Consider the following 26,245-nt stretch of genomic DNA (forward strand, 5'->3'; position numbering starts at 1 on the left):
TTGTTTCAGCGAAAAATGTGTTTGTTGTTATTTATTTTTTAGAATAGGTTTAGGATAATTTTAACTTTGTAATAGAAACTGTCTTCTACATGGATCAAAAGATTAACTGCGTATTATTAATTGATGACGATCGAGCTACTAATTTTTTTAATAAAATGGTAGTAAATAGACATGGTAGATTTAATACGATAGTTACCTCACAAAGTGGAACTGAAGCACTCGAATACCTCAAAGGAGTGCAGAAGGAACATAATATAAAACCCGACCTTATTTTTCTGGATATTAACATGCCGGCTATGAATGGATGGGAGTTTTTAACAGAGTTCGAAAAGTTTGATGAAAATTTCATCTTAGATATTAAAGTTATTCTTTTGTCCACCTCCTCAGATCCTAAAGATGTGAAGAAATCAAGAGAAAAACATCCGGTTGACGATTTTATCAACAAACCGCTCTCTTTCCCACTACTGAATGAAGTATTAAAATCTCATTTCGATTATAAGGCCGAAACAAGCTATTAAATAATGAACTAAAATACAGAACAGTGTTTAATCATTAGCACCAGAAACTTTTAACCTACCCCAATTCCCCATATTAATTGATAAGTCCTACTAAATTTTCATTCTCAACCATTAAACTTAAGGTTCAACCTTTCCTGCTCTTTATTGCCTTAATACTTGGACTTTCCAATGCATTTGGCCAATCCAGAGCGACAATCACTGGAAACGTTTCAGATCAATTTGGAAGTCTTCCGGGAGCAAGAGTGAGTGTTGAAGGTAATTCAACTACGGCAACAACAGATGTTAAAGGAAATTTTATAATTTCAGTCGATGAAGGCGAGTACGTCTTAAAGGCTGATTTTGTTATGTATACGGCACAATTTAAATCGATAATTGTAAAGGTAGGAGAAACAGGAGTTGTCGATTTTGAGCTAAAAACGGGATTTTCAATGGATCAACCTGTATCCTTGGGTTCTAGAGCTACACCGGAATCTAGTTTTTTAACTTCAGCGCCTGTAGATATTATTTCACCACAGGATATTTCAAATGCATCTAGAACTGAATTAAGCACTGTATTACATTATTTAGCACCATCTTTTCATTCAACTCAACAAACGATAGCTGATGGAACAGACCATATCGATCCTGCCACGCTTCGCGGATTAGGCCCTGATCAAGTTCTTGTTCTTATTAATGGGAAAAGAAGACACAACAGCGCTTTGTTAAATGTAAATGGAACTGTGGGTAGAGGTAGCGTAGGAACCGATTTTAATGCGATTCCGCTCGCGACAATAGAACGAATTGAAATACTAAGAGAGGGTGCAACCTCCCAGTATGGCTCTGATGCAATCGCCGGAGTAGTAAATATAATCCTTAAAAAACAGGTAGAAGTAATAGACATTGATAATAGAATTTTAATTAATTCTGAAGGTGACGGATTCGAAAATTACTCTTCGGGTAACTTCGGATTAAAAATTGGAAACACCGGGTTTTTAAATGTAACCGCGGAGTACCGAAATAGAAATGCAACCAACAGAGCTGGGGATTATCAAGGAGCTGTATATTCGAATGACCCGGCAACCGATAACTTGCTTATCGGGCAAAATGATTTCTATGGACAAACGGGTTTCGATAATATGCGGGTAATGGAAATTGGTAATGCTGAAACTCAAAACCTGGCACTTTATTTTAATGGAGAATTTCAATTATCTCCAACTGCCGCAATATACCTACATGGAGGACGTAATTACAGAGAGGGAAAATCACATGGATTTTATAGATTTCCGAAGGATAAAGATAGGGTAGTGCTCGAATTATATCCAAATGGATTCTCCCCGGGGATTCTCACTGATATCCAGGATGATGCTGTAGTTATGGGAATTAAAGGGGTGAAAAACAAATTCAATATAGATTTTAGTCATTCCATTGGAGGAAATAGAATAGATTATACTGTCAACAACTCAAATAATGCTTCATTGGGTATTACCTCCCCTCGTACATTTTACTCGGGAGGTTTCTTGTATGATCAGAATACTACGAACCTCGATATTTCAAGAGCATTCGACTATTTCTCCGGATTAAACCTGGCGTTCGGTGCCGAATTAAGGGTTGAGAATTTTCAGATCATTGCGGGTGAAGAAGCATCATTTATTAATGGTGGCAGTACTTATTTCGATGAAGACGGGAACGAAAAACCGCGCATCGCCGGCGCACAGATTTTTCCTGGGATACAACCCGAAAACGAATTAAATCGTTTCAGAACAAATACAGCCGGATATATGGATTGGGAGATAAATCCCAACAATAATTTGTTGTTAAAAGTAGGAGGTAGATACGAATCATCGAATGATTTTGGAAGTCAGGGAGTTTATAAATTCTCCGGGCGTTACAGAATCAACGACAAATTAAGTTTGCGTAGTTCTTATTCAAAAGGATTTCGGGCGCCATCGTTGCATCAGGTGTTCTTTCAGAACATTAGTAGTCAGTTTATTGACGGAGATATTGTACAAGTTGGAACCTTCAATAACGAAAGTGCAGTTGCAACCGAAGCATTTGGCATAAATGGCTTAAGAGCCGAAACATCCAGACACTTTGCCGCAGGATTGAATGGTAAAATCAGTGATAATATCACATTTTCTTTGGATTACTATTATATCGATATAAATGACCGCATAGTATTGTCGGGGCAATTTGCCGAGGGTTATGAAGAGATACTGGCACCATTCAATGTAAGCGCTGCCCAGTTTTTCACCAACGCTATCGATTCCAAAACCTTTGGCGGTGACGCTTCGATTCATTATAAAACTTCATTGGGAACAGGAGAGTTCAATGCATCCATTGCAGCGAATTATACCAAAACCAAGGTCGTTGGGCCTATTAAGGTACCAAAATCTCTAATCGGCCAGGAAGATGTGTTATTTAACCGTGAAGAGATTGCCAGAGTGGAAAAGGCGCAACCTAATTTTAAAATAAATTCGAGAGTTTCTTACGAGTTTAGTAAATACCATCTACAATTAGGTAATACCTTGTTTGGAGAAGTAGCATATATACATCCTGAAGATGGTGATACTTCAAATTGGGTGCTTAATGAATTTACTGGCAATGTTGAAACTAGAGATCAAACCTTTGCGCCAAAATTGCTTACTGATATGGCAGTATCGTATCAGTTTAGTGACAATATTCGAGCTACACTTGGTGGAAACAATATCTTTAATGTTTACCCCGATGCTCATACTCACTCAGCAAACACAAGTGATGGTAATTTTATTTATAGTAGAAGAGTTCAGCAATTTGGTGTTCGTGGGGCAAACTACTATCTTAGGGTTTTGCTAAGACTATGATAGTGAAACAAATTCTCCCCGCTAAAGTTGTTACCTTTATACAAGGTTGTTTATTTATCTTTTTTTTCTTCGGTTCAACAGGCTTTTCCACATTATTTGGCCAGGACACAACTAATGAAGAGGTCAAGCGGCTTCAACGGGCTATATTCATCAATAATTTTGCGCAACAGATAATTTGGTCAGATCTTGGTGAATCTGAAACCTTTAAAATAGGTGTGCTTGGATCAGATCGTACCGTTATAGACTTACAGGCCTTGTCGCAAAAACGTCGAATTTTCAATAAGCCGGTGGAAGTAAAACGATTCGAGCTCGTAAAAGATATAGACGATATACACTTACTTTATGTAAATAATAAGTATAACTATGATATCGATTATATTTTAAATAAGATAAAAGGCAAAGAGATACTGTTGGTTACAGAAGACTATAAGTACAATTCGTCCATGATTAACATGGTAAATGTTGGAAATACTTTTGAGTATGAGATTAATGAAGATCTAATAAAAAATCAGAACTTTATCGTTTCATCTTCATTAAAGGATTATTCTATTAGTTCTGCAGAAAAGTGGAAGCAGCTTTATCGGGATTCTCAAAACGCTCTGAAAATAGTTTCCGAAGAAAAAACACAACAACAGAAAAAAATTAAAGAAAAAGATCGTCAAGTTGATTCTCAAAATCAGAAGATTGAGAGTCAGGAGAAGAAATTGGAAGAAAGAGAAACGGCTATAAGAGAGCGTAATCAACGCTTAGCAGAACTTTCTTTGGAAAGTGATTTACATCAAAAAAATTATGAAGAAAAAGCTGCCATCGAACAGGAGCTTGAAACGAATATCAGAGAACAACTCGTTTTTATTAATGATCTGAGCCTTAAGATTGACAGTAGTACTTCAGCCATAACGGAGCAAAAAGATGTACTGCGGCAACAAAACTCAGATATTGCAGAAAAGGAGACGATATTGGCAGCAACGAATTCAGAATTAAAAACTCAAAAAACCGTTAACCTTTTATTGATAGTACTTGCTTCAGTGCTATTGTTAGGGAGCTTACTTATCTATCGGAATTATAGAAACAAAAAGCGATTGAATAACGAATTAGCGGAAAAAAATCAAGCTATACGTGAGCAGGCCGTTGAATTAGAGCGAAAAAATAAGGAACTTGAACAGTTTGCCTATATCGCGAGTCATGATTTAAAGGAGCCTCTAAATAGTATTTCGAGTCTAATCGATATGTTAAGAGAGGATTACGAAGACAAATTCGATGAATCAGGAAAGGAGAGTATTCATTTTATCAAAAACTCCAGCGACAGGATGAAATACCTTATCGAAGGGCTATTAGAATACTCCAGATTAGGAAAAGAAGTTTCGTATAAGAGCATTGATTGCAATAAATTAATGATCGATCTAAAGCTAGATTTAAAACATGCAATTGATAGAACGGGAGCGGCAATAAAAGTGAAAGACCTCCCGGTAATTCAAGGTTCAGACTTCGAAATTCGCATGTTATTTCAGAATTTGATCAGTAATGCAATGAAGTTTGTAGAGACCGATGTACATCCCAAAATCGAAATTTCATGTGAAAAGCAAACTGCAGACTCTGAAACGGAAAAGTCGTATTGGAAATTTTCGATTATGGACAACGGCATTGGAATTCCTGAAATGTATCAGGAACGGATTTTCTCTATATTTCAACGCCTGCATTCCAGAGAAATTTACGAAGGCACTGGTATCGGGCTTGCACACTGTAAAAAGATAGTTGAAACCCACGGCGGACAAATTTGGTTAGATTCTGAAGTAGGAAAGGGAAGTACGTTCTATGTTACTATTCCTGTTTAGTATGATGTCTCATTAAGGGCTGTCGAAACATTTTATGACAAAGTGTAAGCATATCTTCTGAAACCATCTTATTGTATTCTTTTTTGTAGATTTTTAATTGTATCAGTGTTGAAGTGCGCACAAACACATCTACCCCTTATTTCAAGAGAAGTTGCCGTAGGCGGAGGAGTCTTCAGAAGCCATTATATAACTTTATGACCTTCTATTCTACAAAATAAAGTTAAAATTGTTTAAGAAATAATTAAAATAGTTAAACATTCTGTATTTTTAAAGAATTGAGTGATTCACAATTTCTCGATTATTCAATTGTGAAGAATTAGGAAAAATTATAAAGCAAAGCTATGTTTGGATTATTTAAGAAAAAATCAGAAAAAGATAAACTTTATGAACAGTATCAAAAGTTGCTTAAGGAAGCACACAGTCTTTCTACAACAAATCGTAAGTTAAGTGATCAGAAAGTTTACGAGGCCGAAGAAACTATGAAAAAGATAGACGCTCTCCCTAAAACATAAAATAGTTGTTTATGAGTACTAATAAAATCCCGGACAATGTTGTTATTAATTCTGAAGAAGGAACGTATACCGCATCTTTGAAGCCATACGGAACCAATGTGGGTGCTCCTTCTATAACGGCTATAGATACCATATCTTGGAAGCACCGAAACATTCACAAAGTAAATAAGCAATTTAAAACTAAATTCTTAGAGCTAAAGGCTGTTCACGATCAGTTAATGGCATCCTATGAATATAACAATCTTGTTTATAAAGCGAAGTTTAATTTCGAGCCCATTGTAGGAGAAAAATATCATTTATACAGAGATAAAAATTCTAATATGTTCTTGTCGGTCATAGCACCGGAGGAATGTAATTTCGATTTTGTTGGCAGTTTTTATTTAAATGCGGATCTCATGTGGCAGAAAAACTAAGGTATTTATCAAGTTACATGGAAACAAAACCAAAATTTAACGATAGAGAACTCGATAGAATTATCGAAATGGCATGGGAAGATCGTACCCCATTCGAAGCAATTGAATATCAATTCGGTCTTCCTGAAAAAGAAGTGATAAAAGTAATGCGCACTAACTTAAAGGAAAGTAGTTTTAAGCGATGGCGAAAGCGAGTAAATAGTGGTGTTAGTACAAAACATTTAAAAAAAAGGAATTCAGATATAACTAGATTCAAGAGTTCTAGTCAAAAAGCTATTTCGGGAAATAGAATAAGCAAACGCTAACATCTGGTAGGAATGAAATCAATCAAGTATCTTTGATTCCTATGAGTACACTAATCCAAATTTCTATTTTACCACGTCAGCAAGAGGATGCTGACTACATTCTGGATGTAGCTTTAGAAAAGGCAAAGCTTCGGAAAGACGATATTTCAGATTGGCGTATTAGAAAACGATCCATAGACGCACGACGCGAACCTATAAAGCTAAATCTTCAGGTTGAGTTTTGGCTTCGGAATGAAAAAAGAGAAAAAATCCCGCCTTTTGTACCAAAGAATGTTTCCGAAGCACCCAAAATAGCCATTATTGGCTCAGGACCAGCTGGATTATATGCTGCCTTACGAGCTATTGAAGCAGGTTTAAAACCAATTGTATTTGAAAGAGGAAAGGACGTTAGGGAACGAAGAAGAGATCTCGCATTAATTAATAAAGAGCAGACTGTCAATCCCGAATCGAATTATTGTTTCGGAGAAGGAGGAGCTGGAACATATTCTGATGGAAAGCTGTATACGCGTTCCAAAAAAAGAGGAAATGTCTTAAAAGCGATGGAATGGTTTGTTCATTTTGGCGCAGACCCAGATATTCTTGTAGATGCGCATCCACATATTGGGACAAACAAGCTACCAAAGATTATCACTGCGATGCGGGAGGCAATTTTAGAAAATGGAGGCGAAGTTCACTTCAATTCGAAACTGACAGATCTTAAAATTGAAGATGGCCAAATAACCGCTATCGAGATTAATTCGGACCATTGGATGGAATTTAAGGATGTTGTTTTGGCTACAGGTCATTCTGCACGCGATATTTTCTATCTACTTCATGAAAAAAACATAAAAATTGAAGCCAAACCCTTTGCATTGGGAGTTCGTGTAGAACATCAACAGCAATTGATCGATAGAATTCAGTACCACGGTGACGACGAGAATCCTTACTTGCCACCTGCATCTTATGCCTTGGTTGAACAGGTAGAAGGGCTAGGGGTTTATTCTTTTTGTATGTGTCCCGGCGGAATTATTGCTCCATGTGCGACCGCTCAGGAAGAAGTCGTAACAAATGGTTGGAGCCCTAGTAAACGTAACAATCCCTATGCAAATTCCGGCGTAGTGGTGAGTGTAGAACCTAAAGATCTGCCAAATTATAAGATAGACGACCCCTTTGTGTGTTTAGATTTTCAAAAACAGGTGGAGCAGCGTTGTTGGGAGGCGGCCGGTAAAACACAACGTGTTCCGGCACAGCGAATGATCGATTTTATTGAAGGAAAACTATCTTCAGATTTCCCAAAGACATCTTACCAACCTGGAATTGTTTCTGCCGATTTAAATGAAGTGCTACCACCACTTATCGCCACTCGACTTAAGAAGGCTTTTGTTTCCTTCGGAAAAAAAATGAAAGGCTATTACACTAATAGTGCTGTTTTACACGCTCCCGAGAGCCGAACATCATCTCCGGTTTCAATACCACGAAATCCTGAAACTCTTGAACATGTAGAAGTAAAAGGATTATACCCATGTGGCGAAGGTGCTGGATATGCCGGCGGAATTATTTCTGCAGCAATCGACGGTATAAACTGTGTAGATGCCATTGTGAAAAAGCTAAATTCCAACAAATAGTAAGGATCATACTTAAATATCCCAAGAAATAAATAAGGATATAAGTATCACTTCGGAAAACTAAGTTGTCACGATTTGAAACTCTGGTGTTAGTCTGAAGTTAGGGATTCGATTATTATTACTTCATGTTATTATCACTGTTAAATACGCTATCTTTAATAGGTAATTTCTCCACCATGCGTAGGATTCTTATATATCTCTTTTTTTTCTGCATGGCTGTTAACTATGCTCAAACTAAGATAGATAGTCTTCAATTGGTTTATAATAATGCTCTTGAAGATTCAGTAAAAATTAAAACACTACACCAACTCCATAATGTTTATAAGGATATTGATTCTGAAAAAGCCAAAGAAACCATTCTCAAATCCATTGAATTATCAAAACCTGGGATCAATAAGAAACTAAGTCTTAAGAGTTATAGTACGTATGGTGATTTTTTATACAGTCAATCTGCATACGATTCGGCGATTGTAATCCACAAGATTGGATTAGAAATTGCAAAAAACATAAATGATGCTAAAGGACAATCATCTTCACTTTTAGATCTTGGGGATTGTTATCTCCGTAAAGGAAATTTTGAAAAAGCATTGGATTACCAAAAAGAAAACCTTTCCATTGCCGAGAAGACAGGAGATACTAAGGCCATAGCTTATTCGTACAATAGCATGGGGTTAATAAAGAGTCAACAAGGAGAATACACCAAAGCAATGGAGTATTACATAAATGCCTCGCAACTATTACTGCAATTGGGCCTTACTTCAGATTACGCAAAAACACTCCTTAATGTTGCGGTTATTCAAAGATCATTAGGAAATTATGAAAGTGCTAAAGGATATCTTCTAAAGACCGATACTATTTTTAAACAGTTGAACGCTCCAAGGATGAGAGCGTTTATAATGCAGGAACTTACCACCATTTACAAAGAGACCGGCGAATTAGACAAAGCAATAAAGTACAATAAGAATGCGCAAGCGGCTTATGAAGAACTAGGTGATAAGAGAAATATGGCAAGAGTTACTTCTGCCTTAGGGGATATATATGTTGAAGGTAAAAATTACGCTCAAGCAGTTGAACCATATAATAAGGCTATTCAAGTATTTGCAGAATTACAAGATTCGATCAATTTAGCATATACCGCCACCGACCTTGGTATTGCATATTTCCAATTAAATGATAATAAAAATGCAAAGAATAATTTAAATCGAGCTTTAACAATTTCTAAAACAATCGATTTAGATTTAATAACGATGAGTTCAAATGAGTTCCTTGCTAAAATATATGCTTCGGAAGGGAATTTTGCAAAAGCCTATGAAAGCCAATCAGAGTATGCAATTTTAAAAGACAGCCTCTACACCAAGGAAAAACGAGACCTGGCAAGTGAAATAGAAGCTAAATATCAAAACGAAGAAAAAGCCAAAGAAAACGCCTTATTAGCAAAGGATAATGATTTACAAGCTCTCAAGTTAACCCAGCGTGTAAACGAACGAAACGTCCTTATTGCTTTTGCATTGGTCGCATTAATTGTCGGACTCCTTATATATAATCAGTTCAGAATAAAACAAAAGGCGAACAAAAAACTGCAGGAATTGGACAGATTAAAATCTAACTTCTTCACTAATATTTCGCATGAATTTAGAACACCGCTTACCTTGATCAAAGGGCCTATAGAGCAATTGGAGCAAAACCCCGAAGAACAACTTAGTACAGAAAACGTAAAAATGATACGTCGTAATGCTAATAGATTACTTAAACTCGTTAATCAGTTGCTAGAACTTTCCAAATCTGATGAGGGCAGCTTAAAACTTGAACCTACCGAAGGCGATATTTATAAATGTCTTAGAGCAGTGACTTCCTCTTTTAATTCTCACGCGGCGCAACGACATATTGATTACAGGGTTACCATTCCCCAATCGGTACTTTGGACCTCCTTCGACAGAGATAAGATTGAAAAAATAGTCTATAATTTATTGAGCAATGCCTTTAAATTTAGCGAGGATGGTGCTGTAATTCGATGTGATGTACAATACAATACTCCTAATTTTTCTATCGAGGTATCCGATTCTGGTGCTGGAATTCCAAAAGAGAAGCTTCCTCTTATCTTCGATCGATTTTATCAGTTAGATCATACTTACTCCAAAGGATATGAAGGATCGGGGATTGGGCTTTCGATCGCCAAGGCCTATGTGGATATTATGGATGGTACCATTACAGTTTCTTCTGAAGTGAATAAAGGAACTTATTTTAACGTTCAGATATCGCTTCAGGAAATAAAGACCAGAACCGAGCCGATTGAAGATATTATTTTAATCCCTGCGGAAAAGCTTCAGAAAAAGCCGTATCAGCTTTCAGAAATTGATAAAAGGAAACTTCCTGTTATTTTATTAATTGAAGACAATGAAGACATGCGGCATTTTATTAGAGAACAACTAATTGCAACTTACAGAATAAATGAAGCTGTAAATGGGCAGGAGGGACTTTCCGAAGCGATTGCAAATCCACCAGACCTTATTATTACCGATTTAATGATGCCAAAGATGGATGGAATGGAAGTGTGTAAAAAACTTAAAACCACCTTGGCAACCAGCCATATCCCCGTGATCATGTTGACAGCTAAGGCAGGACTCGACAATAAATTGGAAGGTTTAGAAACAGGGGCTGATGATTATCTTACAAAACCATTTAATGCTAACGAGTTACTTGTCCGCACTAAGAATCTTATAGAACAAAGACAAAAGCTACGTGAATTATTTACAAGTACAGACCTACAGATGGATCCGAAGAAAATAACGGTCACTTCTATAGATCAAAAATTTATACAAGATATTTTATCAATTCTAGAGAGTGAGTATTCTGATTCCGATTTTGGGGTACAACAAATACAACAAGAACTCGCCATGAGTAAGGCGCAACTCCATCGTAAAATAAAAGCGCTAACCAACGAAGCTCCCGGAGAACTACTTCGTAATTTCAGGTTAAAACGTGCTGCGCAGCTTTTACGTCAGGAAGCCGATAGTGTAACACAAATCGCTTTTATGGTTGGGTTTAATAACCTCTCTTATTTCGCCAAATGCTTTAAAGAACTTTATGGTGTAACTCCTTCCGCATACCTTCAATCATTGCCATAATTTTATCATTCTTTACTACTCCAGTCTCCATTTTACATTTTTGTTACTATAGTGTTATAATTCGCTACTTCTCTGTTAGCGTACTAGTTATGATGTGAATAGATTTGTCTTGCTACTTGATACTCCTCACTTTAATTGCATATTTTTTATTAACAACTAAAGTTTAAAATCATGAAAAAATGGCTCTTTATCACATTGTTATTTATTGTTAATCTTAATGCACAAGTTACAGACGTAATAACGGGACTGGAACAACCTGCTGCCATACTCTTAAATGGAAACGACCTTTATATTAGTGAAGTAATAAATACCAGAATCGGAAAAATTGACATTACACAACCTAATCCCGTTTTTGAGGAGGTGGTAAATGGATTAAATGGAACGGCTGCCCTATTACTAAATGGAAATGATCTTTACATCGCAGAAGGTAATGGAGATAAAATTTCAAAAATTGATATTTCCAACCCTTCACCCGTTTTAATCGATGTTATTACAGGGATTACAAGAGTGTCGGGATTGGCTCTAATCGGCAATTCCCTCTATTGTAGCAGTTTTGAACCGGGTAGTATTTATAGTATTGATATTAGCGTAAATCCTCCAATTGCGGAGACCTATACTTATGGATTGGACTTGCCTGCCAATATGTTGTTTATTGGCAACGAACTTTATATATCAGAATTTGGAGCAGATAAAATTATAAAATTCGATACCACTGACCCAAATCCAGTTCCCGTGGATGTGGTGGGTGGGCTAGTCGGCCCTTTTAATCTTATAAGGGAAGGTAATTATATTTATGTTGCCAATTTTTCTGGAGGAAGTATTTCAAGATTCAACTTTACTTTAACGAATCCAACACTGCAACAAGTAACAACAGATGTTATAAGTCCCTACGGACTTGCCATTGATGGAAATGATCTTTATATATCCGAGCTAACACCTGGCAAGATTTCAAAATTCGATCTTTCTACTTTAGACATCCCTGTTTTTAATGCTTCGGAAGAAATTGTGCTTTATCCGAACCCTTCAGAAGATGGGTTTCAGCTGACAGGAATTACAGAAGAAACTGCCTACACGATTGTATCTATTTCAGGACAGATCGTTGCCTCAGGTAAAGTGCTTTCCGAAGAAAAAATTATCACAGAAAATTTAAGCAGCGGACTCTATTTCATCAAACTGGAAGATGGTCAGGTGCTTCGATTCCTAGAAAAATAGATTTAAAAAACTTCCCGGTTTGTTTTGTATAAAAATGTAAAACTAAAAACTAAATTGACATGAAAGCAACAATAAAAATTATGACAATGCTACTGATTGTAAGCGCATTAGGTAGCTGTAAGAAAAGTGATGATTCACCCAGCGAATTCGTGAACGCATTAAGTGCGACTTATAATTTTACAAATGGATTAAATAATTGCACCAATCCGAACGGGACAGGATCTGTGCTTTTTCTGAAGGTAAATTATGAAGTATCAGATGGTCTCGAAATTAAAAAAGTACTTACTCACATTGAGCTTTCGGGAGGAGAGTCGGATGATTTTGAAGACTTGACTTTTGATGACGACGGTAATCAAATTGAAAGAGCGGATTGCTTCCGATTTGGCAATAATACTTGGGTAGATTATGAAATTAGACTCGAATCTATAAACGGAATTATAAGCAATCCCAGGACTGTGAGAGTCGATAAGCCCACCGGCGCCAGTTAAATATGTGAATTTATGAGATCAGAGAAATATTTAATAGAACAAAAAAACTATTTCGCTGAAGATAGGTTCTTCGGAATTGATACCGAGATACGTTATACTAAAGAGTTCAGATTACGCTGGGCGGCTACTCAATTAAATTTGTTTGTGAGTATTGGCACTACTGAAGCACTTATCGATAAAAAAATGATGGAGCAATTTTCGAATGAGACGTTTTCGTATGCCATAGTAAACAGCAAAGGCTGGCCAAGAGGTTTTCAATCGACCATAGCTTCCATTGCAATTCTTAAAGGTAATCATGTAGATATTACGGCTATTGGGTATTGCGAACAAACGTCGAAAAAGCATTTTGCTGCATTTGAAATCCCAATAGTTTATGATCTGGAAAACAAAAAAGGGACACGATTCAAAAGTTCTCCCGTATGGGGCGGATTGTACTATCCTCATTTCAGTAAGATTATCGATGAGCTTTTTAAGGAGTTTAATAATCAATAAAGACTAGAAATAATGAAAAATATAGATCAGTTAATAAAATTTTGGAGCAATAGGATTGGATTACTAAGTTTAATTCTGTTTATAAATGCACCAATTATAAGTGCTCAGGCACCTATTATACAATGGGAACGATCATTTGGAGGTAACCATAGCGAGTATGTTAGAAGTGTTGCTGTAACCAATGACGGGGGTTATATTGTCGCAGGCGCTTCCGAATCGGACAGTGGCGACGTTACCGGTAATCACGGTGCTCTTGATTTTTGGGTTACTAAAATAAGTAGCAGTGGTTCTTTACAATGGCAAAAGTCTCTCGGAGGTCCTCATGTTGACTTTTGTGAGGATATAAAGCAAACTTCCGACGGAGGCTATATTATGCTTGGGAGATCATTCCAAAATGGAGGAGATGTTACAGGAAATCATGGGTTAATGGACTATTGGGTCGTGAAAATAAGCAGCACAGGAGTGTTGGAATGGCAACGATCATTGGGAGGAGTCTCTAACGATCAGGGTTACAGTATTTCACAAACCGCAGACGGTGGCTATATTTTAGCAGGGGGTGCAGAATCGAGTGATGGAGATGTTGGTGACGCTATTGATGCTGGCGACTATTGGGTTGTTAAATTAAGTTCAAGTGGAAATATTCAATGGGAGAAATCATTAGGTGGAGGTGATAATGACGTTGCCTATGATATCGTTCAAACGCCGGAAGGAGGTTATATCCTAACGGGAAGTTCCAGATCTAATAATATAATGGTAACCGGAAATCATGGTGGACAGGATCTTTGGATAGCTAAGATAAGCAGCACAGGGATTTTGGAATGGCAAAAGTCTTATGGAGGCACCAGTGACGAAGGAGGCTACAGTATAATAAATACAGCTGATGGGGGATATGCAGCCGCCGGCTATACTCATTCGAATGATGGCGACGTTAGTGGAAACCATGGCAGTTATGATTTCTGGATAATCAAAATCAACAATTCCGGAACTTTACAATGGCAAAAAACACTAGGAGGTACTTCTCTAGATATCGCGTATGATATGATTCAGCAAAGTGATGGGGGATATGTTGTGATAGGAGAGACAAGTTCGAACAATGGAGATGTTAGTGGTAACAATGGCATGAGCGATGTATGGCTTGCGCGATTAAGTGCATCAGGAACATTACTTTGGAGAGAAGCTTTTGGTGGTAGTGATAATGAAGAGGGATATAGCCTTCAAAAAACTAATGATGGCGGATTTATTTTTGTGGCTTCTTCTCAGTCCAGCAATGGCGATGTTAGTTTCAATAACGGACAAGAAGATTTTTGGGTTGTGAAGTTAGCGCCCGATCCTTTGAGAATAGAGGATTTCTCCGAATCAAAGTTAATACTCTATCCAAATCCGGTGAAAGATATCCTTCACATTAGTAGTCAAGAAATAATAGAAAGTGTTGAAATTTATAATTCAGTTGGCCAACGCATCGGTGATTACTTTTTCACCGAGAAGGATGCAACTATAGATACTTCAACTTTGGCAAATGGACTCTATATTGTCATTATAAAGGATGCAAATTCATCGAGTCAAATAAAAATAATTAAATAAGAATCTTTAATTACAATCAAAATATGTTGAAACTATTAATATAAAATAAAAATTTAGAGACATCTTTTTTTAATTGATATTTACTTTTTAATAGTCATTGTTTCTCTCAATTTATAAATTAGGATAGTATTTACGATAAAAATTCTCCATATTGCTTTAGGTGCCTATTTCGTTTCCTTTATGAAAAAACTATCTAACAATATAAGTCTCGTTATAACAATCATGTTGGTCCTGGGGTGTTTCTCTGTTTCAGGGCAAAACAAGGCCGATGCTCAAAACCCAAAGTACGAGGAATTAAAAAAATATATAAAATGGTCCACAAATTACGGAAGGGAAAAGCGGTTCGATAGTGCAACTAAATACGATAAGAAAGCCTTAAAATTAGTTTCAGAGGTAAAAAATATTGATGTAATTGCCTATACTCATTTAAATCATGCCAGAATTAGCTTTTGGAAAACTGACATTCAGGAGGCGAAAAAATATCTTGAAATTATTCGTAATAAGGGAGGCGTAAATGACAGTATAAAGTTTAGATCCAATATGCTTTTTAGTCAGATTTCCTCCTATGAACAGAATCACACAGCTGCTTTAAGAACTGCAATAAATGCAGAGTCCATATTGGAAATCAATGGATTACATACTGAAAAAGACAGTATAAATAGGGTGAATGTAAAAGTGATGATGGGCGAAATTCATAAAACATTGGGTAATTATTCTAAAGCCAATGAGATGTATGATGATGCCTTAAAGTATGTTGACGATGAGGGATATGCCAGTTATGTCCTTTTTTATATGTCTGAAGTATATAATGAGGAACAGAAAATGGAAATGGCCATTGAATATACGCTTGAAGCCTTGGAATTGGCCAAGCAAGCGAAAGCGAAAGTATACCTGCCGACCTATTACTTAGCATTGAGCGAATACTATCTAAAATTAAAAATGGCAGATAGTGCTAATTATTACGCGAGAACCGGCTTGGTCGATAATCAAGATTGCCACCTGGATGGCTTAAGAACTAATGTTGGAAAAGCTGAAATCTTGCGGGGTAATTTTAATGAAGCGCTACATTTTTTCAATGATGCTCTTCAAGTTGAACAAGTAGAAATTCCTCAATCTGAAATTCATAAAAATCTCCGTGAAACTTATATAAAATTAGGGCAATATGAAAAAGCGATCGCACACAACGAGATTTATCTTCATTTGAAGGATTCTACAGATGCACTTAGAATGAAACAAGAAGTTCTCGAGATTACCGAGAAGTATGAGTCTGATAAAAAGGAGCTTGAAATTGAAATGTTAAGTACAAAAAATGATCTCAATAAGGTGGTTATTGGAAAACAACGTAATCAAATTTTATTCACTGGTATTTTACTTGTCTTAGCAATTGGATGTATAGGATTAATTGGCTGGTTTCTTCAGAAGCAAAAAAAACAAAAGCAGTTACTCTATAACAAAAATGTACTATTAGCAAGACGTTTACAGGAAAGTAGCACAGATTTTTCCGAAGAATTGAATGGAGATAGCGATAAAAATGAATCCTTAGATATAGACGATTCAAAAAAAAAGGAAATAGTTATAGAAATTAAAAGATTAATTGAATCCGAATTTTATTTAGACCAGTCAATGTCATTAGCTAAGATGGCCAAATTGATGAACACAAATACAACCTACTTATCAAAAGTGGTTAATAGTACTTATAAAAAGAACTTCACAAATTTTCTAAACGATTATCGTATTTCATATACACTGAAGAAATTAGAAGTCAATCCTGCATTTAAAAATCTTACTATCGAGCATATAGCCGAAAAGGCAGGATTTGCGTCCAGTTCTGCATTCTACAGTTCATTTAAAAAATACACCGGATTAACACCGTCGTACTACATTAAGCAAAAATCACTTCAACTACACTAGGAGAGAGGTCTAATAGATTTTAGTTCTTGCAATTTATAAATTGCGAGAAACTCCTTTTTTTCTTCCCATAGTTCTTAAATAGATTTGAACAAAGGAGCATTTTTAATTGTTAAGATTTGAAATGCTGCTCACAGAATACTCATTTAAATTTTTGAATTATGATAAAATATATACTTTTCTTTTTCTTCGGAAACTGCCTTTTTGCACAAACTGTTTCTACTTATTTTTCAGACCCAACAATGGATGTCACCGATGCCATGGCATTCGATAGCAGCGGAAACCTTTACGGTTCCGATTTTGGCGGTACGACCGTATATCAAATTTCACCGGCAGGCGTTGCCACTCCATTTATCACCGGATTGGCAAATCCTAATGGTATGGCATTCGACTCGAATGGAGATTTTTACTTAGCTGAATACAGCGCGGGAACTATTAATAAATACGACAGCAGCGGCACACTAATAACTAGCTTTACTGTTGGCGGAATTGCTTCCGGACTTATAAAGGACTTCGATACAGATGCTATGATTTTTACCAATGTGGTAAATAACAGCGTGAATAGACTTAATATAGACGGTACTATTACCGAATTATTCCAAGGTACGCCAATGGATGCTCCTGTAGGTCTCGCCTTCGATTCAACCGGTAATCTATTCGTAGCAAATTTTACAGGAAATAAGATATATAGATTAGACGGTACACCTCAATATGTTGCCACAGTTCCGGATGGAGGCGCCACCGGAGGTACTGACGCGGTTGGTTTTATTGCTTATGCTGAAGGAAATCTATATGCTACCAATTTTGGAGGACATCAAATTTACAAAGTGAATCCAGCTGCAGTTGATGACGTTTCACTTTATGCGGGAGATCAACAAGGAAATGATGATGGACCATTAGCCGATGCAACATTCGATTTTCCCAATGGAATTATATATAATTCTTCTCAAAATGCCATTTATGTATCTGAATATAGCAGTAGCGGTAACGTTAGAAAGATCTCGGATGCAGTTTTGGGTGTAGCTAATAATTCTAACAATATCAACCTCATTGTTGCACCAAATCCAACAACGGAAATTTTAACTATTTCCGGGACCTTGAATATTGAGACGAGTGAGTTAGCGTTGTTTGTATATAATTCGTTGGGACAGTTGCTTATAGAAAAAACGATTGAGGTTCAAAATGAAATGATAAATCAAGAAATACCAGTGGCAAAATTAGCTACAGGACTTTACCATATTAGAATTCAGGCTTCTAATGGAACTATTTTTTCTGAATCGTTCATAAAGAAATAATAATGAGTCTATTACTCTGAATTTGTACAATTTTTATGAATTAAAATTCGTTACTTATTGCTTTGTGGAGTACTTTTGCAGTCCTCAAAATATAATGAACTTTGATACAGGAAATTATTGTTACTATTTTATGGAGTATTTCTCCCTTTGGTGAAGCCAAGGTGGGTATTCCATATGGTATGCTCAATGATGTAAATATCTACCTTGTATTTGCCATTGCTTTTGGGGCTAATATTCTTGTATTTCCCTTAATGATGTTTTTTCTTGATAAGATTAATACATCTTTTTTGCGGTGGAATTTTTACAAAAGAGGAGCTATTTGGGTCGCGCGTAGAGCAAAGACAGGGTCTGGATCTAAGATTCAGAAATATGGATTCTGGGGACTTATCCTTTTTGTCATGATTCCTTTGCCCGGCACAGGAGTGTACGCGGGGAGTATCGCCACTTACTTATTCAAAATCGAGAGGAGTAAAGCATTTGCAGCCAACGTTATAGGAATCTTTTTCTCTTCAGTGATAGTCTGGGTTACTACCTTACTTACTATGAATGGTATGTCTTAAGGTTTTTCTTCGGAAGAATACTTTTAACAAATAATATTCGACTTTTTCTTATGTGTATTTTAGCAACATTTCTATTTTTATAGAAAAGTAAGCTATGGATATCAATATCATTTTGGTATTTGTCATTATCGGTCTAACAATTTTATTGTTTGTCACCGAGTTCTTCCCAATAGACAAGATTTCCTTTTTTATTATTCTTGCTTTAGTAGTCTTAGGTCTCACTACACCTGAAGAAGCCGTAAGTGGTTTTTCAAATGCTGCAACTATTACGGTGTTAATGCTAATGATCCTCGCCATAGGATTGGAAGAGAATGGAGTTATTGCCTTATTAACGTCAGGTATTAAGAAACTTGGGTTTTTACCTCTAATCTTAATCGCACCGGTGTTTATGGTGATTTCGGCTACTATTTCTTCATTTATCAGCACTACGGCGGTAGTTATAATTTTTATAAAAATCATCTCACAGTTATCAGATACGTACAAGTTTTCGATCCCTAAACTATTAATGCCGATATCATTTGCAGGCATTTTGGGAGGAAGCTGCACCTTAATGGGAACTTCAACGAATTTGTTGGTGAATTCTATTGCAGCCGATATGGGTGTGGAAACTTTCAGTTTTTTCGAATTTTCACTTTATGGGCTCGTATTATTAGGCACAGGAATACTGTTTATGACTTTTGCGAGTCGTTGGCTTCCTAAAGCTTCAGAAGAAAAATTAAGCAATTATAATGCAGAGACGAATTTCTTATTCACACTAAAAATCAATGCTGAGTCTAAACTTGTTGGGAAAGCTTTGTCCAGTGTAAAATTGTATAAAAACCCGGACATACATGTTCTAAAACTAGTACGAGATGATGTGGTGAATGCCGATCCTGGGCCTAATACGACGCTGAGAATCAATGACGAATTGGTTGTGCTTAGTGATGTAAAGAACTATGCTACAATATCTGATAAGAATTTTGAACTCACTTCAGATGCCGACATGTCATTAGCGATAGATGAAACCAAAGAAAAAACAACTAAAGAATCATTCAGTTATATCGAAGTATTGGTTTTGCCTGGTTCAGACTTTATTGGGAAAAGCTTTCAGAAAATAAAAAAAATACTAGATAAGACGGCGGTTCCTTTAGGTATTCAGAAAAAGAAAATGCTATCATCAAATAAACACTTCTATCTTCCAAAAGCAATAATTAAACTAAATGTTAGGGCGGGGGATCGCTTATTATTGAAAGCAGATAACGAACAACTTGAGAAATTATATGAATTGGACAATGTTGTTATTTTGAGGCACCATGAAGAGGACTATCATGTAAATAGTTATAAGAGGAGTTGGACCTTAATTACACTTTTAACGGTAATAGGACTAGCGGCTACCAGCGTATTTTCTATTTTAGCCAGTGCTATTATTGGAGTTGGTATGTTGCTTGTTGGAAACTGCATTAGTCTGAACAATATTTATAAGAAGGTAAATTGGCAGATTATTTTTTTACTTGCAGGTATGATTCCCTTGGGAGTCGCGATGAGTAATACAGGAACAGACGATTGGATTTCGAATCAGTTACTTGAACTACTATCAGGACAGGCAAACGTTATTATTCTTGGCGCACTATTCTCAATTACTATGTTGTTAAGTGGTTTTATTTCTAATAATGCCACTGCAGTTATAATGACTCCGATTGCAATTGCACTAGCCTCCGGCTTAGCATTACCCGTAAAACCGTTTATACTAGCAGTAATGTTTGCTGCAAATTTTAGCTTTTTCACCCCTATGGGCTATCAAACCAACTCTCTTATTTACGGAACGGGCGCTTATAAATTCAAGCATTTTTTAATCGTAGGGGGCTTACTCTCAATAATTTTATTAATAGTAGGGACACTCTTATTATCCACCATGTTGCCGAACTAGTTCTCTTAAGTTTAATCCTAACAAATGTTTTCGCTAAACCAGTATATACAAAGCACTAGATTTTTTGAAAAGGATACTAGCTGCGGTCTAGATACCTATTTTTATTAAAAGAGATAAATAAAAAAAAATTAGTTAAATAGAATCATAATAATTTTATTAAACGTAACTTTCTAAAAACCAAAATTATAAAATGATTAAAGAAATAACGAAGTCTCAAGAACTCCTAGACCGGAGAAAAGAGGCAGTAGCCAATGGTGTAGGCGTTTTTAATACAGCCACAGTAAAAGAAGCAAAAGGGGCTATAATAATTGATGCAGATGGAAACGAACTCATTGATTTTGCAGGCGGTATTGGAGTTGTAAATGCAGGCCATTGTCCGGAACCGGTTGTTGCGGCGATAAGAGAACAGGCAGGAAAATATTTACACACAAGTTTTAATGTAGTTACATATGAACCATACATAAAGTTATGTGAAGAACTTGTTGAAATTCTCCCGCATGGTAAAAAAACTAAGGCAATGCTTGTTAGTACAGGTGCCGAAGCCGTGGAGAACGCTATAAAAATTGCGAGACAAGCTACAAAACGGCCTGCAGTAATCTGTTATACTGGCGCTTACCATGGACGGACTATGATGGCAATGACATTGACTAGTAAAGTGAGCTATAAACATGATTGTGGCCCATTTGCACCAGAAGTCTACAGACTTCCGTTTCCAAACTTCTATCGTTATCGAGGCACTCGTGATGAAGCAACATTTGTAAAAGATGAACTTAAAAGACTTCATGAAAGTGCCCTTAATTTAGTGGATGTTAAAAGTGTTGCCGCTGTTATTTTAGAACCTATTCAAGGCGAAGGCGGATTCAACCCAATTCCTCAAAAATATCTGGAAGGACTAAGAGCATTCTGTGATGAACATGGAATTATGCTTATTATGGATGAAGTACAAAGCGGTTTCTGTAGAACAGGACATTGGGCTAGTTGGCAGCATTATGGAGTGCAGCCAGACATAAGTACTTATGCAAAATCTATGGGGTCTGGTCTACCTATTGCGGCTGTAGTGGGACGAGCTGAAGTAATGGATGCTGCAGCTATTGGTTCAATTGGGGGTACATACATTGGAAGTCCGATTTGCTGTGTAGCTGCATCTGCGACGATCAAGTATATGAAAGATATTGATCTAAGCAAAAAGGCGATCAAAATAGGGAATGTTATCATGAATCGAATTCAAAATTTAATGAAACTACACCCTGAAATTGGAGATGTAAGAGGTATTGGTGCAATGATTGGGATTGAATTTGTATTAAATGGAGACCCTAGACAACCTAATACTGAAATATGCTCTAAAATAGTGAAAGGCTGTGCAGAAAATGGCTTAGTGCTAATTAGCGCAGGGACGTATAAAAATGTAATTCGCATTCTTTCACCTTTAGTGATTACAGACGAACAATTAGAAAAAGGGTTGACCATTTTGGAAAATGAAATTAAAAAAGCAATAAAAAAATAACTATGAAACCATTTGCAATTGCAGGAATACAAATGAAGGTGTCTGCGATCACTTCCAATGTGGAAATGATGAAGCTTAAAATTGATATTACAATGAATTTATATCCCTGGATAGAAATGATTGTGTTTAGTGAATTATGTGCCTTTGGTCCATTGACCCATGCTGCCCAATTTATTCCAAATAACTTTGAGGCAGAAATGCAGGCAAAGGCAAAAAAATATGGAATTTGGTTGCTGCCAGGTTCTATCTTCGAAAAAAGCGAGGAAAAAATATATAATACCGCAAGTGTAATCAATCCTCAAGGAGAAATTGTGACGCGTTATAGAAAGATGTTTCCTTTCTATCCATATGAAGCTGGAGTAAGTGCAGGAGAAGAGTATTGCGTTTTTGATGTGCCAGATGTTGCAAGATTTGGAGTGTCAATATGCTATGATATGTGGTTCCCGGAAACCATTAGAACGCTTGCGGCAAAGGGAGCCGAAGTAATTTTGCATCCTACCATGACAGGTACTATAGACAGAGAGATCGAATTATCGATTGTTAGAGCAATGGCTTCGATCAACCAATGTTATTTATTTGATGTCAATGGTTTGGATACAGGAGGTTGTGGGCGTTCAATAGTCTGTGGACCGGACGGACGTATCTTACACCAGTCTGAAGGTACCGAGGAAATCATACCGCTTGAATTAAATATTGAGAGGGCAAAAAGAAGTCGTGAATTGGGAATATTGAGACTGGGACAACCTCTAAAAAGTTTTAGAGATCGTATTAATAGTAAAGTCTTTGACATCTATAAATCTGAAGTTGTCACGCCTTATTTAGACTCGTTAGGACCACTTATTAAGCCTACGCGATTGGATACAATTGCAGAACTAAAAATTAAAGAAAACCAACTTGAACAACTAGCATCGACCACTCACTATAAAGGGGACGATAAACTATAAAAAAAAATAAAATATGGGTGGATCATCATCGAGAAAAAAGAAATTAAAAACTAAAAATTATATAAGCTGGTTTGAAATACCCGCCTTGGATTTTCAACAGGCTGTGAATTTTTACAATGAAATTTTTGATATTGAAATGACACAAAATAGTACAGATATCAATGCAATGGCTTTTTTTCCTGAAACTTCAGGAATTGGAGGGGCCGTAATTGCAGGACCTGGGTCCATCCCTGCTAGTATTGGACCCTTACTATATTTAAACGCAGGTGATGATTTAAACAATGTGCTTAATAAAGTGGAAGCAGCAGGCGGACGTATTATAATGACCAAAACACTTATTAGTGCAGAAGAAGGTTATTTTGCCATTTTTATAGATTCTCAAGGAAACAAATTAGCATTACATTCAAACAATTAATACATGATAAAAAACAACACAAAGAGTGCACCTTATTTTAATATCGGGCAATTGCGCGTTGATTTTTGGAATAAATTAAAAATCGAGACTTCTGAACTTACACGTTGTAATAAAGGATCTGCGAATGAAAAAGAACACAAAGACAAAATTAAAGAGCTCATTACAGACTTAAAAGGTGTAGAATGTTTTTTTGCTTCTCCAGGAAAAGAAAGACTAAATAGACTGGAAAAAGCATTTGCAAATCACGAATATGCTTCCTTGTCTCATTTGGTACTGGAAACAACAAAGCAACTTGTTGGAGATAGTTATAAAAGTAATCCAGACTTTCTTGATTTTGATGAGGACAGCATGGATTCGGTAGAAGACCATGAGCAACTAAATGGTGTCCGAAAAAATCATTTTGAGGTATTGTTTGTTGATAACATTTCAGAAAAAGAAGAAAATAAATTAAAACAAACTTTAAAGAATTTACAGACTCCAAATGATAAATTTAGTTATGGTGTTGTGGTACAACGTTCTTTTCAAGATGCACTTATCTCTTTACTTTTTAATCATAATATTCAAGCAGTTGTAGTTCGTTATGCGCCACCCTATCGCTCAAAAATTATTAGTCCGTTAATCAAGCCATATATTCAAGAAATTAAAAAATTTGACTTTTCTTCAAAACCTGAAACTGATCTTGGTCCTCTCATTGGAGAATTAATCAAGCGGCTTAGACCTGAATTAGACACGTACTATGTTACTGATACTTCATTGGGTCATTTAAAAGATAGCACTATTAAAGGATTTAGGCGCATATTTTATCAGACGGAAGATATACAAGAGATGCATTTAACAATTATGCGAGGAATTCAAGAACGCTATAACACACCGTTCTTTTCTGCCCTTGTGGAATACAGTAAAAAACCAACAGGAGTATTTCATGCAATGCCTATTTCTAGAGGAAATTCGGTCTTCAAATCAAGGTGGATAAATGACTTTGGCGAATTTTATGGTCGTAATATGTTTTTAGCTGAAACATCTTCTACCACTGGTGGGCTAGATTCCTTATTACAACCTACTGGACCCATTAAAAAAGCTCAAGAAATGGCACGTGATGCCTATGTTTCTTTAAACACTTATTTTGTTACTAACGGAACATCTACAGCCAACAAGATTGTAATGCAAGGCTTGGTTAAGCCAAATGATGTTGTTCTAATTGATAGAGATTGTCATAAATCTCATCATTATGGTTTGGTGTTAGCAGGTGCGTATCCAGTGTATTTAGATTCGTATCCTATCGAAGAATATTCGATGTATGGAGCAGTGCCGTTGGAGCAAATCAAAACGAAAATGTTGCAACTTAAAGAAGCTGGAAGGCTTCACAAAGTTAAAATGCTGCTCTTAACCAATTGTACATTTGACGGGCTGGTATACAATGTTGAGCGGGTTATGGAAGAAGTACTCGCCATAAAACCCGATATGATATTTTTATGGGATGAAGCTTGGTTTGCCTTTGCAGGATTTGCATATAATTATAAGCAACGTACTGGCATGTTTACTGCTAAAAAACTTCATAATAAATATAATAGTGCAAGTTATCAAAAACAATACAAAGAATATATTAAGGGACTCAAAGAGGGCGATCAATCACTATTGCCAGATCCCAATAAAGTTAGAATCCGTGTTTATGCAACGCAGAGTACACATAAAACATTGAGCAGTTTTAGACAAGGTTCAATGATACATATTTGGGATGAAGATTTCCGCAGAAAAACGGAGAATACGTTTCTTGAAGCGTATATGACCCACACTTCTACTTCGCCAAATTACCAAATGTTAGCATCTTTAGACGTTGGAAGACGACAAGTACAACTCGAAGGATTCGAATTGGTGGAAAAGAGCATCGAAATGGCCATGGTGCTTAGAGCCAAAATAACTGACAATCCTCAATTGAGTAAGTATTTTGACGTATTATCAGTTGGTGATTTTATTCCAAATGAATATCGTCAAACTGGACTCCAAGAATATTATACCCAAAAAGAAGGCTGGAATAGAATGGATGAGGCTTGGGAAAAGGATGAATTCGTTTTAGATCCCACAAAAATAACTTTGTATATTGGAAAGACCGGTGTTGATGGAGATACATTCAAGAATAAATATTTGATGGATAAATTCAATATCCAGATAAATAAAACCTCACGAAATACGGTTTTGTTTATGACTAATATAGGTACTACCAGAGGAAGTGTAACCTACCTTATCAATGCGCTTTTAAAAATTTCAGATGAACTGGATGATGAGTTTAAGGCGTTGAACGATAAAGAAAGGGAAATACGGGATAAAAAGATCTATTCCTTGACTAAAGAAGTTCCACCTTTACCTGATTTCAGTTATTTTCATAATTCATTTCGAGCGGTACCAGGAGTTCCAGGAGGAAATTTAAGAGAAGCTTTTTTCTTAGCATATGATGAAGAGAACTATGAATATGTTCCTTTAAACGAATGTTTACCTACCATTGAAAAAGGCAGAACGCTGGTTGCATCTACCTTCGTTATTCCATATCCACCAGGATTTCCTGTACTTGTTCCGGGACAGGTAATTAGTGAAGAAATTATCAATTTTATGACGGCGTTAGACGTAAGTGAAATTCATGGATACCGTTCAGATCTTGGAATTAGAGTATTCACAGAAAAAGTGCTTGATCGTCATAAAGTCGTTACATCCATGGGCGGAATGTCAATGGGTAAACGGAGACAAAATTGAAAAAAAGCAAAAAGAAAGCAAGGCTTCTTGGGCAGTATTCCAAATAAAATTCACCATTAACTTAATT

20 protein-coding genes are annotated in these 26,245 nt (G+C 36.3%); all 20 read left to right on the plus strand.

Annotated features, from left to right (window positions below):
- Window positions 1-89: 89 nt before the first annotated feature.
- The 20 genes from BXY75_RS11515 to BXY75_RS11610 all read left to right on the plus strand — a co-directional run bounded on the left by BXY75_RS11515 (window position 90) and on the right by BXY75_RS11610 (window position 26,178).
- Window positions 90-518: a response regulator gene (locus tag BXY75_RS11515; RefSeq protein WP_121907901.1), complete on the plus strand. Its 429-nt coding sequence runs from the start codon at window positions 90-92 to the stop codon at window positions 516-518.
- A 77-nt stretch (window positions 519-595) separates the two neighbouring features.
- Window positions 596-3,337, plus strand: a complete 2,742-nt coding sequence (locus BXY75_RS11520; protein WP_245962961.1) for a TonB-dependent receptor — start codon at window positions 596-598, stop codon at window positions 3,335-3,337.
- Window positions 3,338-3,339: 2 nt separating this feature from the next.
- Window positions 3,340-5,169, plus strand: coding sequence for a YfiR/HmsC family protein (locus tag BXY75_RS11525; protein WP_211331818.1), 1,830 nt, complete (start codon window positions 3,340-3,342; stop codon window positions 5,167-5,169).
- Between the two features lie 341 nt (window positions 5,170-5,510).
- Window positions 5,511-5,681: a Lacal_2735 family protein gene (locus BXY75_RS11530; protein WP_121907903.1), complete on the plus strand. Its 171-nt coding sequence runs from the start codon at window positions 5,511-5,513 to the stop codon at window positions 5,679-5,681.
- Between the two features lie 11 nt (window positions 5,682-5,692).
- Entirely contained in the window at window positions 5,693-6,094 is a 402-nt protein-coding gene (locus tag BXY75_RS11535; protein WP_121907904.1) for a DUF2452 domain-containing protein, read from the plus strand.
- Window positions 6,095-6,111: 17 nt separating this feature from the next.
- Window positions 6,112-6,399 carry a TIGR03643 family protein gene (locus tag BXY75_RS11540; protein ID WP_121907905.1) on the plus strand — a complete coding sequence of 96 codons (288 nt, stop codon included), beginning with the start codon at window positions 6,112-6,114 and terminating at the stop codon, window positions 6,397-6,399.
- A gap of 41 nt (window positions 6,400-6,440) precedes the next feature.
- The gene (locus tag BXY75_RS11545; protein WP_121907906.1) at window positions 6,441-8,003 is read left to right on the plus strand and encodes an NAD(P)/FAD-dependent oxidoreductase; all 1,563 of its coding nucleotides are present in this window, start codon (window positions 6,441-6,443) and stop codon (window positions 8,001-8,003) included.
- A gap of 176 nt (window positions 8,004-8,179) precedes the next feature.
- Window positions 8,180-11,128, plus strand: coding sequence for a tetratricopeptide repeat protein (locus BXY75_RS11550; protein WP_211331819.1), 2,949 nt, complete (start codon window positions 8,180-8,182; stop codon window positions 11,126-11,128).
- Between the two features lie 171 nt (window positions 11,129-11,299).
- Complete coding sequence (locus tag BXY75_RS11555) at window positions 11,300-12,340, plus strand: T9SS type A sorting domain-containing protein (protein WP_121907908.1); 1,041 nt, start codon at window positions 11,300-11,302, stop codon at window positions 12,338-12,340.
- A 59-nt stretch (window positions 12,341-12,399) separates the two neighbouring features.
- Window positions 12,400-12,828, plus strand: a complete 429-nt coding sequence (locus BXY75_RS11560) for a hypothetical protein (RefSeq protein ID WP_121907909.1) — start codon at window positions 12,400-12,402, stop codon at window positions 12,826-12,828.
- A gap of 12 nt (window positions 12,829-12,840) precedes the next feature.
- On the plus strand, window positions 12,841-13,320 hold the full coding sequence (locus tag BXY75_RS11565) for a hypothetical protein (RefSeq protein WP_121907910.1): 480 nt from the start codon (window positions 12,841-12,843) through the stop codon (window positions 13,318-13,320).
- A 12-nt stretch (window positions 13,321-13,332) separates the two neighbouring features.
- Window positions 13,333-14,901, plus strand: coding sequence for a T9SS type A sorting domain-containing protein (locus BXY75_RS11570; protein WP_121907911.1), 1,569 nt, complete (start codon window positions 13,333-13,335; stop codon window positions 14,899-14,901).
- A 180-nt stretch (window positions 14,902-15,081) separates the two neighbouring features.
- Entirely contained in the window at window positions 15,082-16,812 is a 1,731-nt protein-coding gene (locus BXY75_RS11575; RefSeq protein WP_121907912.1) for a helix-turn-helix domain-containing protein, read from the plus strand.
- Window positions 16,813-16,970: 158 nt separating this feature from the next.
- The gene (locus BXY75_RS11580) at window positions 16,971-18,104 is read left to right on the plus strand and encodes a T9SS type A sorting domain-containing protein (protein WP_121907913.1); all 1,134 of its coding nucleotides are present in this window, start codon (window positions 16,971-16,973) and stop codon (window positions 18,102-18,104) included.
- Window positions 18,105-18,205: 101 nt separating this feature from the next.
- Complete coding sequence (locus tag BXY75_RS11585) at window positions 18,206-18,664, plus strand: COG2426 family protein (RefSeq protein WP_121907914.1); 459 nt, start codon at window positions 18,206-18,208, stop codon at window positions 18,662-18,664.
- Window positions 18,665-18,758: 94 nt separating this feature from the next.
- Complete coding sequence (locus tag BXY75_RS11590) at window positions 18,759-20,570, plus strand: SLC13 family permease (protein WP_121907915.1); 1,812 nt, start codon at window positions 18,759-18,761, stop codon at window positions 20,568-20,570.
- Window positions 20,571-20,760: 190 nt separating this feature from the next.
- Window positions 20,761-22,074: an aspartate aminotransferase family protein gene (locus tag BXY75_RS11595; protein WP_121907916.1), complete on the plus strand. Its 1,314-nt coding sequence runs from the start codon at window positions 20,761-20,763 to the stop codon at window positions 22,072-22,074.
- Window positions 22,075-22,076: 2 nt separating this feature from the next.
- A complete protein-coding gene (locus BXY75_RS11600; protein WP_121907917.1) occupies window positions 22,077-23,018 on the plus strand; it encodes a carbon-nitrogen hydrolase family protein in 942 nt (313 codons plus the stop codon).
- A gap of 13 nt (window positions 23,019-23,031) precedes the next feature.
- Window positions 23,032-23,433 carry a VOC family protein gene (locus BXY75_RS11605; protein WP_121907918.1) on the plus strand — a complete coding sequence of 134 codons (402 nt, stop codon included), beginning with the start codon at window positions 23,032-23,034 and terminating at the stop codon, window positions 23,431-23,433.
- Between the two features lie 3 nt (window positions 23,434-23,436).
- On the plus strand, window positions 23,437-26,178 hold the full coding sequence (locus BXY75_RS11610; protein ID WP_121907919.1) for an aminotransferase class I/II-fold pyridoxal phosphate-dependent enzyme: 2,742 nt from the start codon (window positions 23,437-23,439) through the stop codon (window positions 26,176-26,178).
- The last annotated feature ends 67 nt before the right edge of the window (window positions 26,179-26,245 follow it).

It is taken from the genome of Ulvibacter antarcticus (assembly GCF_003688405.1).
Taxonomy (GTDB): Bacteria; Bacteroidota; Bacteroidia; order Flavobacteriales; family Flavobacteriaceae; genus Ulvibacter; species Ulvibacter antarcticus.

What these genes read in the sequence shown, in the direction of transcription:
- BXY75_RS11515 (WP_121907901.1), top strand. Translation starts at nt 90, where the DNA reads ATGGATCAAAAGATTAACTGCGTATTATTAATTGATGACGATCGAGCT.
- BXY75_RS11530 (WP_121907903.1), top strand. Translation starts at nt 5,511, where the DNA reads ATGTTTGGATTATTTAAGAAAAAATCAGAAAAAGATAAACTTTATGAA.
- BXY75_RS11535 (WP_121907904.1), top strand. Translation starts at nt 5,693, where the DNA reads ATGAGTACTAATAAAATCCCGGACAATGTTGTTATTAATTCTGAAGAA.
- BXY75_RS11540 (WP_121907905.1), top strand. Translation starts at nt 6,112, where the DNA reads ATGGAAACAAAACCAAAATTTAACGATAGAGAACTCGATAGAATTATC.
- BXY75_RS11545 (WP_121907906.1), top strand. Translation starts at nt 6,441, where the DNA reads ATGAGTACACTAATCCAAATTTCTATTTTACCACGTCAGCAAGAGGAT.
- BXY75_RS11550 (WP_211331819.1), top strand. Translation starts at nt 8,180, where the DNA reads ATGCGTAGGATTCTTATATATCTCTTTTTTTTCTGCATGGCTGTTAAC.
- BXY75_RS11555 (WP_121907908.1), top strand. Translation starts at nt 11,300, where the DNA reads ATGAAAAAATGGCTCTTTATCACATTGTTATTTATTGTTAATCTTAAT.
- BXY75_RS11560 (WP_121907909.1), top strand. Translation starts at nt 12,400, where the DNA reads ATGAAAGCAACAATAAAAATTATGACAATGCTACTGATTGTAAGCGCA.
- BXY75_RS11565 (WP_121907910.1), top strand. Translation starts at nt 12,841, where the DNA reads ATGAGATCAGAGAAATATTTAATAGAACAAAAAAACTATTTCGCTGAA.
- BXY75_RS11570 (WP_121907911.1), top strand. Translation starts at nt 13,333, where the DNA reads ATGAAAAATATAGATCAGTTAATAAAATTTTGGAGCAATAGGATTGGA.
- BXY75_RS11575 (WP_121907912.1), top strand. Translation starts at nt 15,082, where the DNA reads ATGAAAAAACTATCTAACAATATAAGTCTCGTTATAACAATCATGTTG.
- BXY75_RS11580 (WP_121907913.1), top strand. Translation starts at nt 16,971, where the DNA reads ATGATAAAATATATACTTTTCTTTTTCTTCGGAAACTGCCTTTTTGCA.
- BXY75_RS11590 (WP_121907915.1), top strand. Translation starts at nt 18,759, where the DNA reads ATGGATATCAATATCATTTTGGTATTTGTCATTATCGGTCTAACAATT.
- BXY75_RS11595 (WP_121907916.1), top strand. Translation starts at nt 20,761, where the DNA reads ATGATTAAAGAAATAACGAAGTCTCAAGAACTCCTAGACCGGAGAAAA.
- BXY75_RS11600 (WP_121907917.1), top strand. Translation starts at nt 22,077, where the DNA reads ATGAAACCATTTGCAATTGCAGGAATACAAATGAAGGTGTCTGCGATC.
- BXY75_RS11605 (WP_121907918.1), top strand. Translation starts at nt 23,032, where the DNA reads ATGGGTGGATCATCATCGAGAAAAAAGAAATTAAAAACTAAAAATTAT.
- BXY75_RS11610 (WP_121907919.1), top strand. Translation starts at nt 23,437, where the DNA reads ATGATAAAAAACAACACAAAGAGTGCACCTTATTTTAATATCGGGCAA.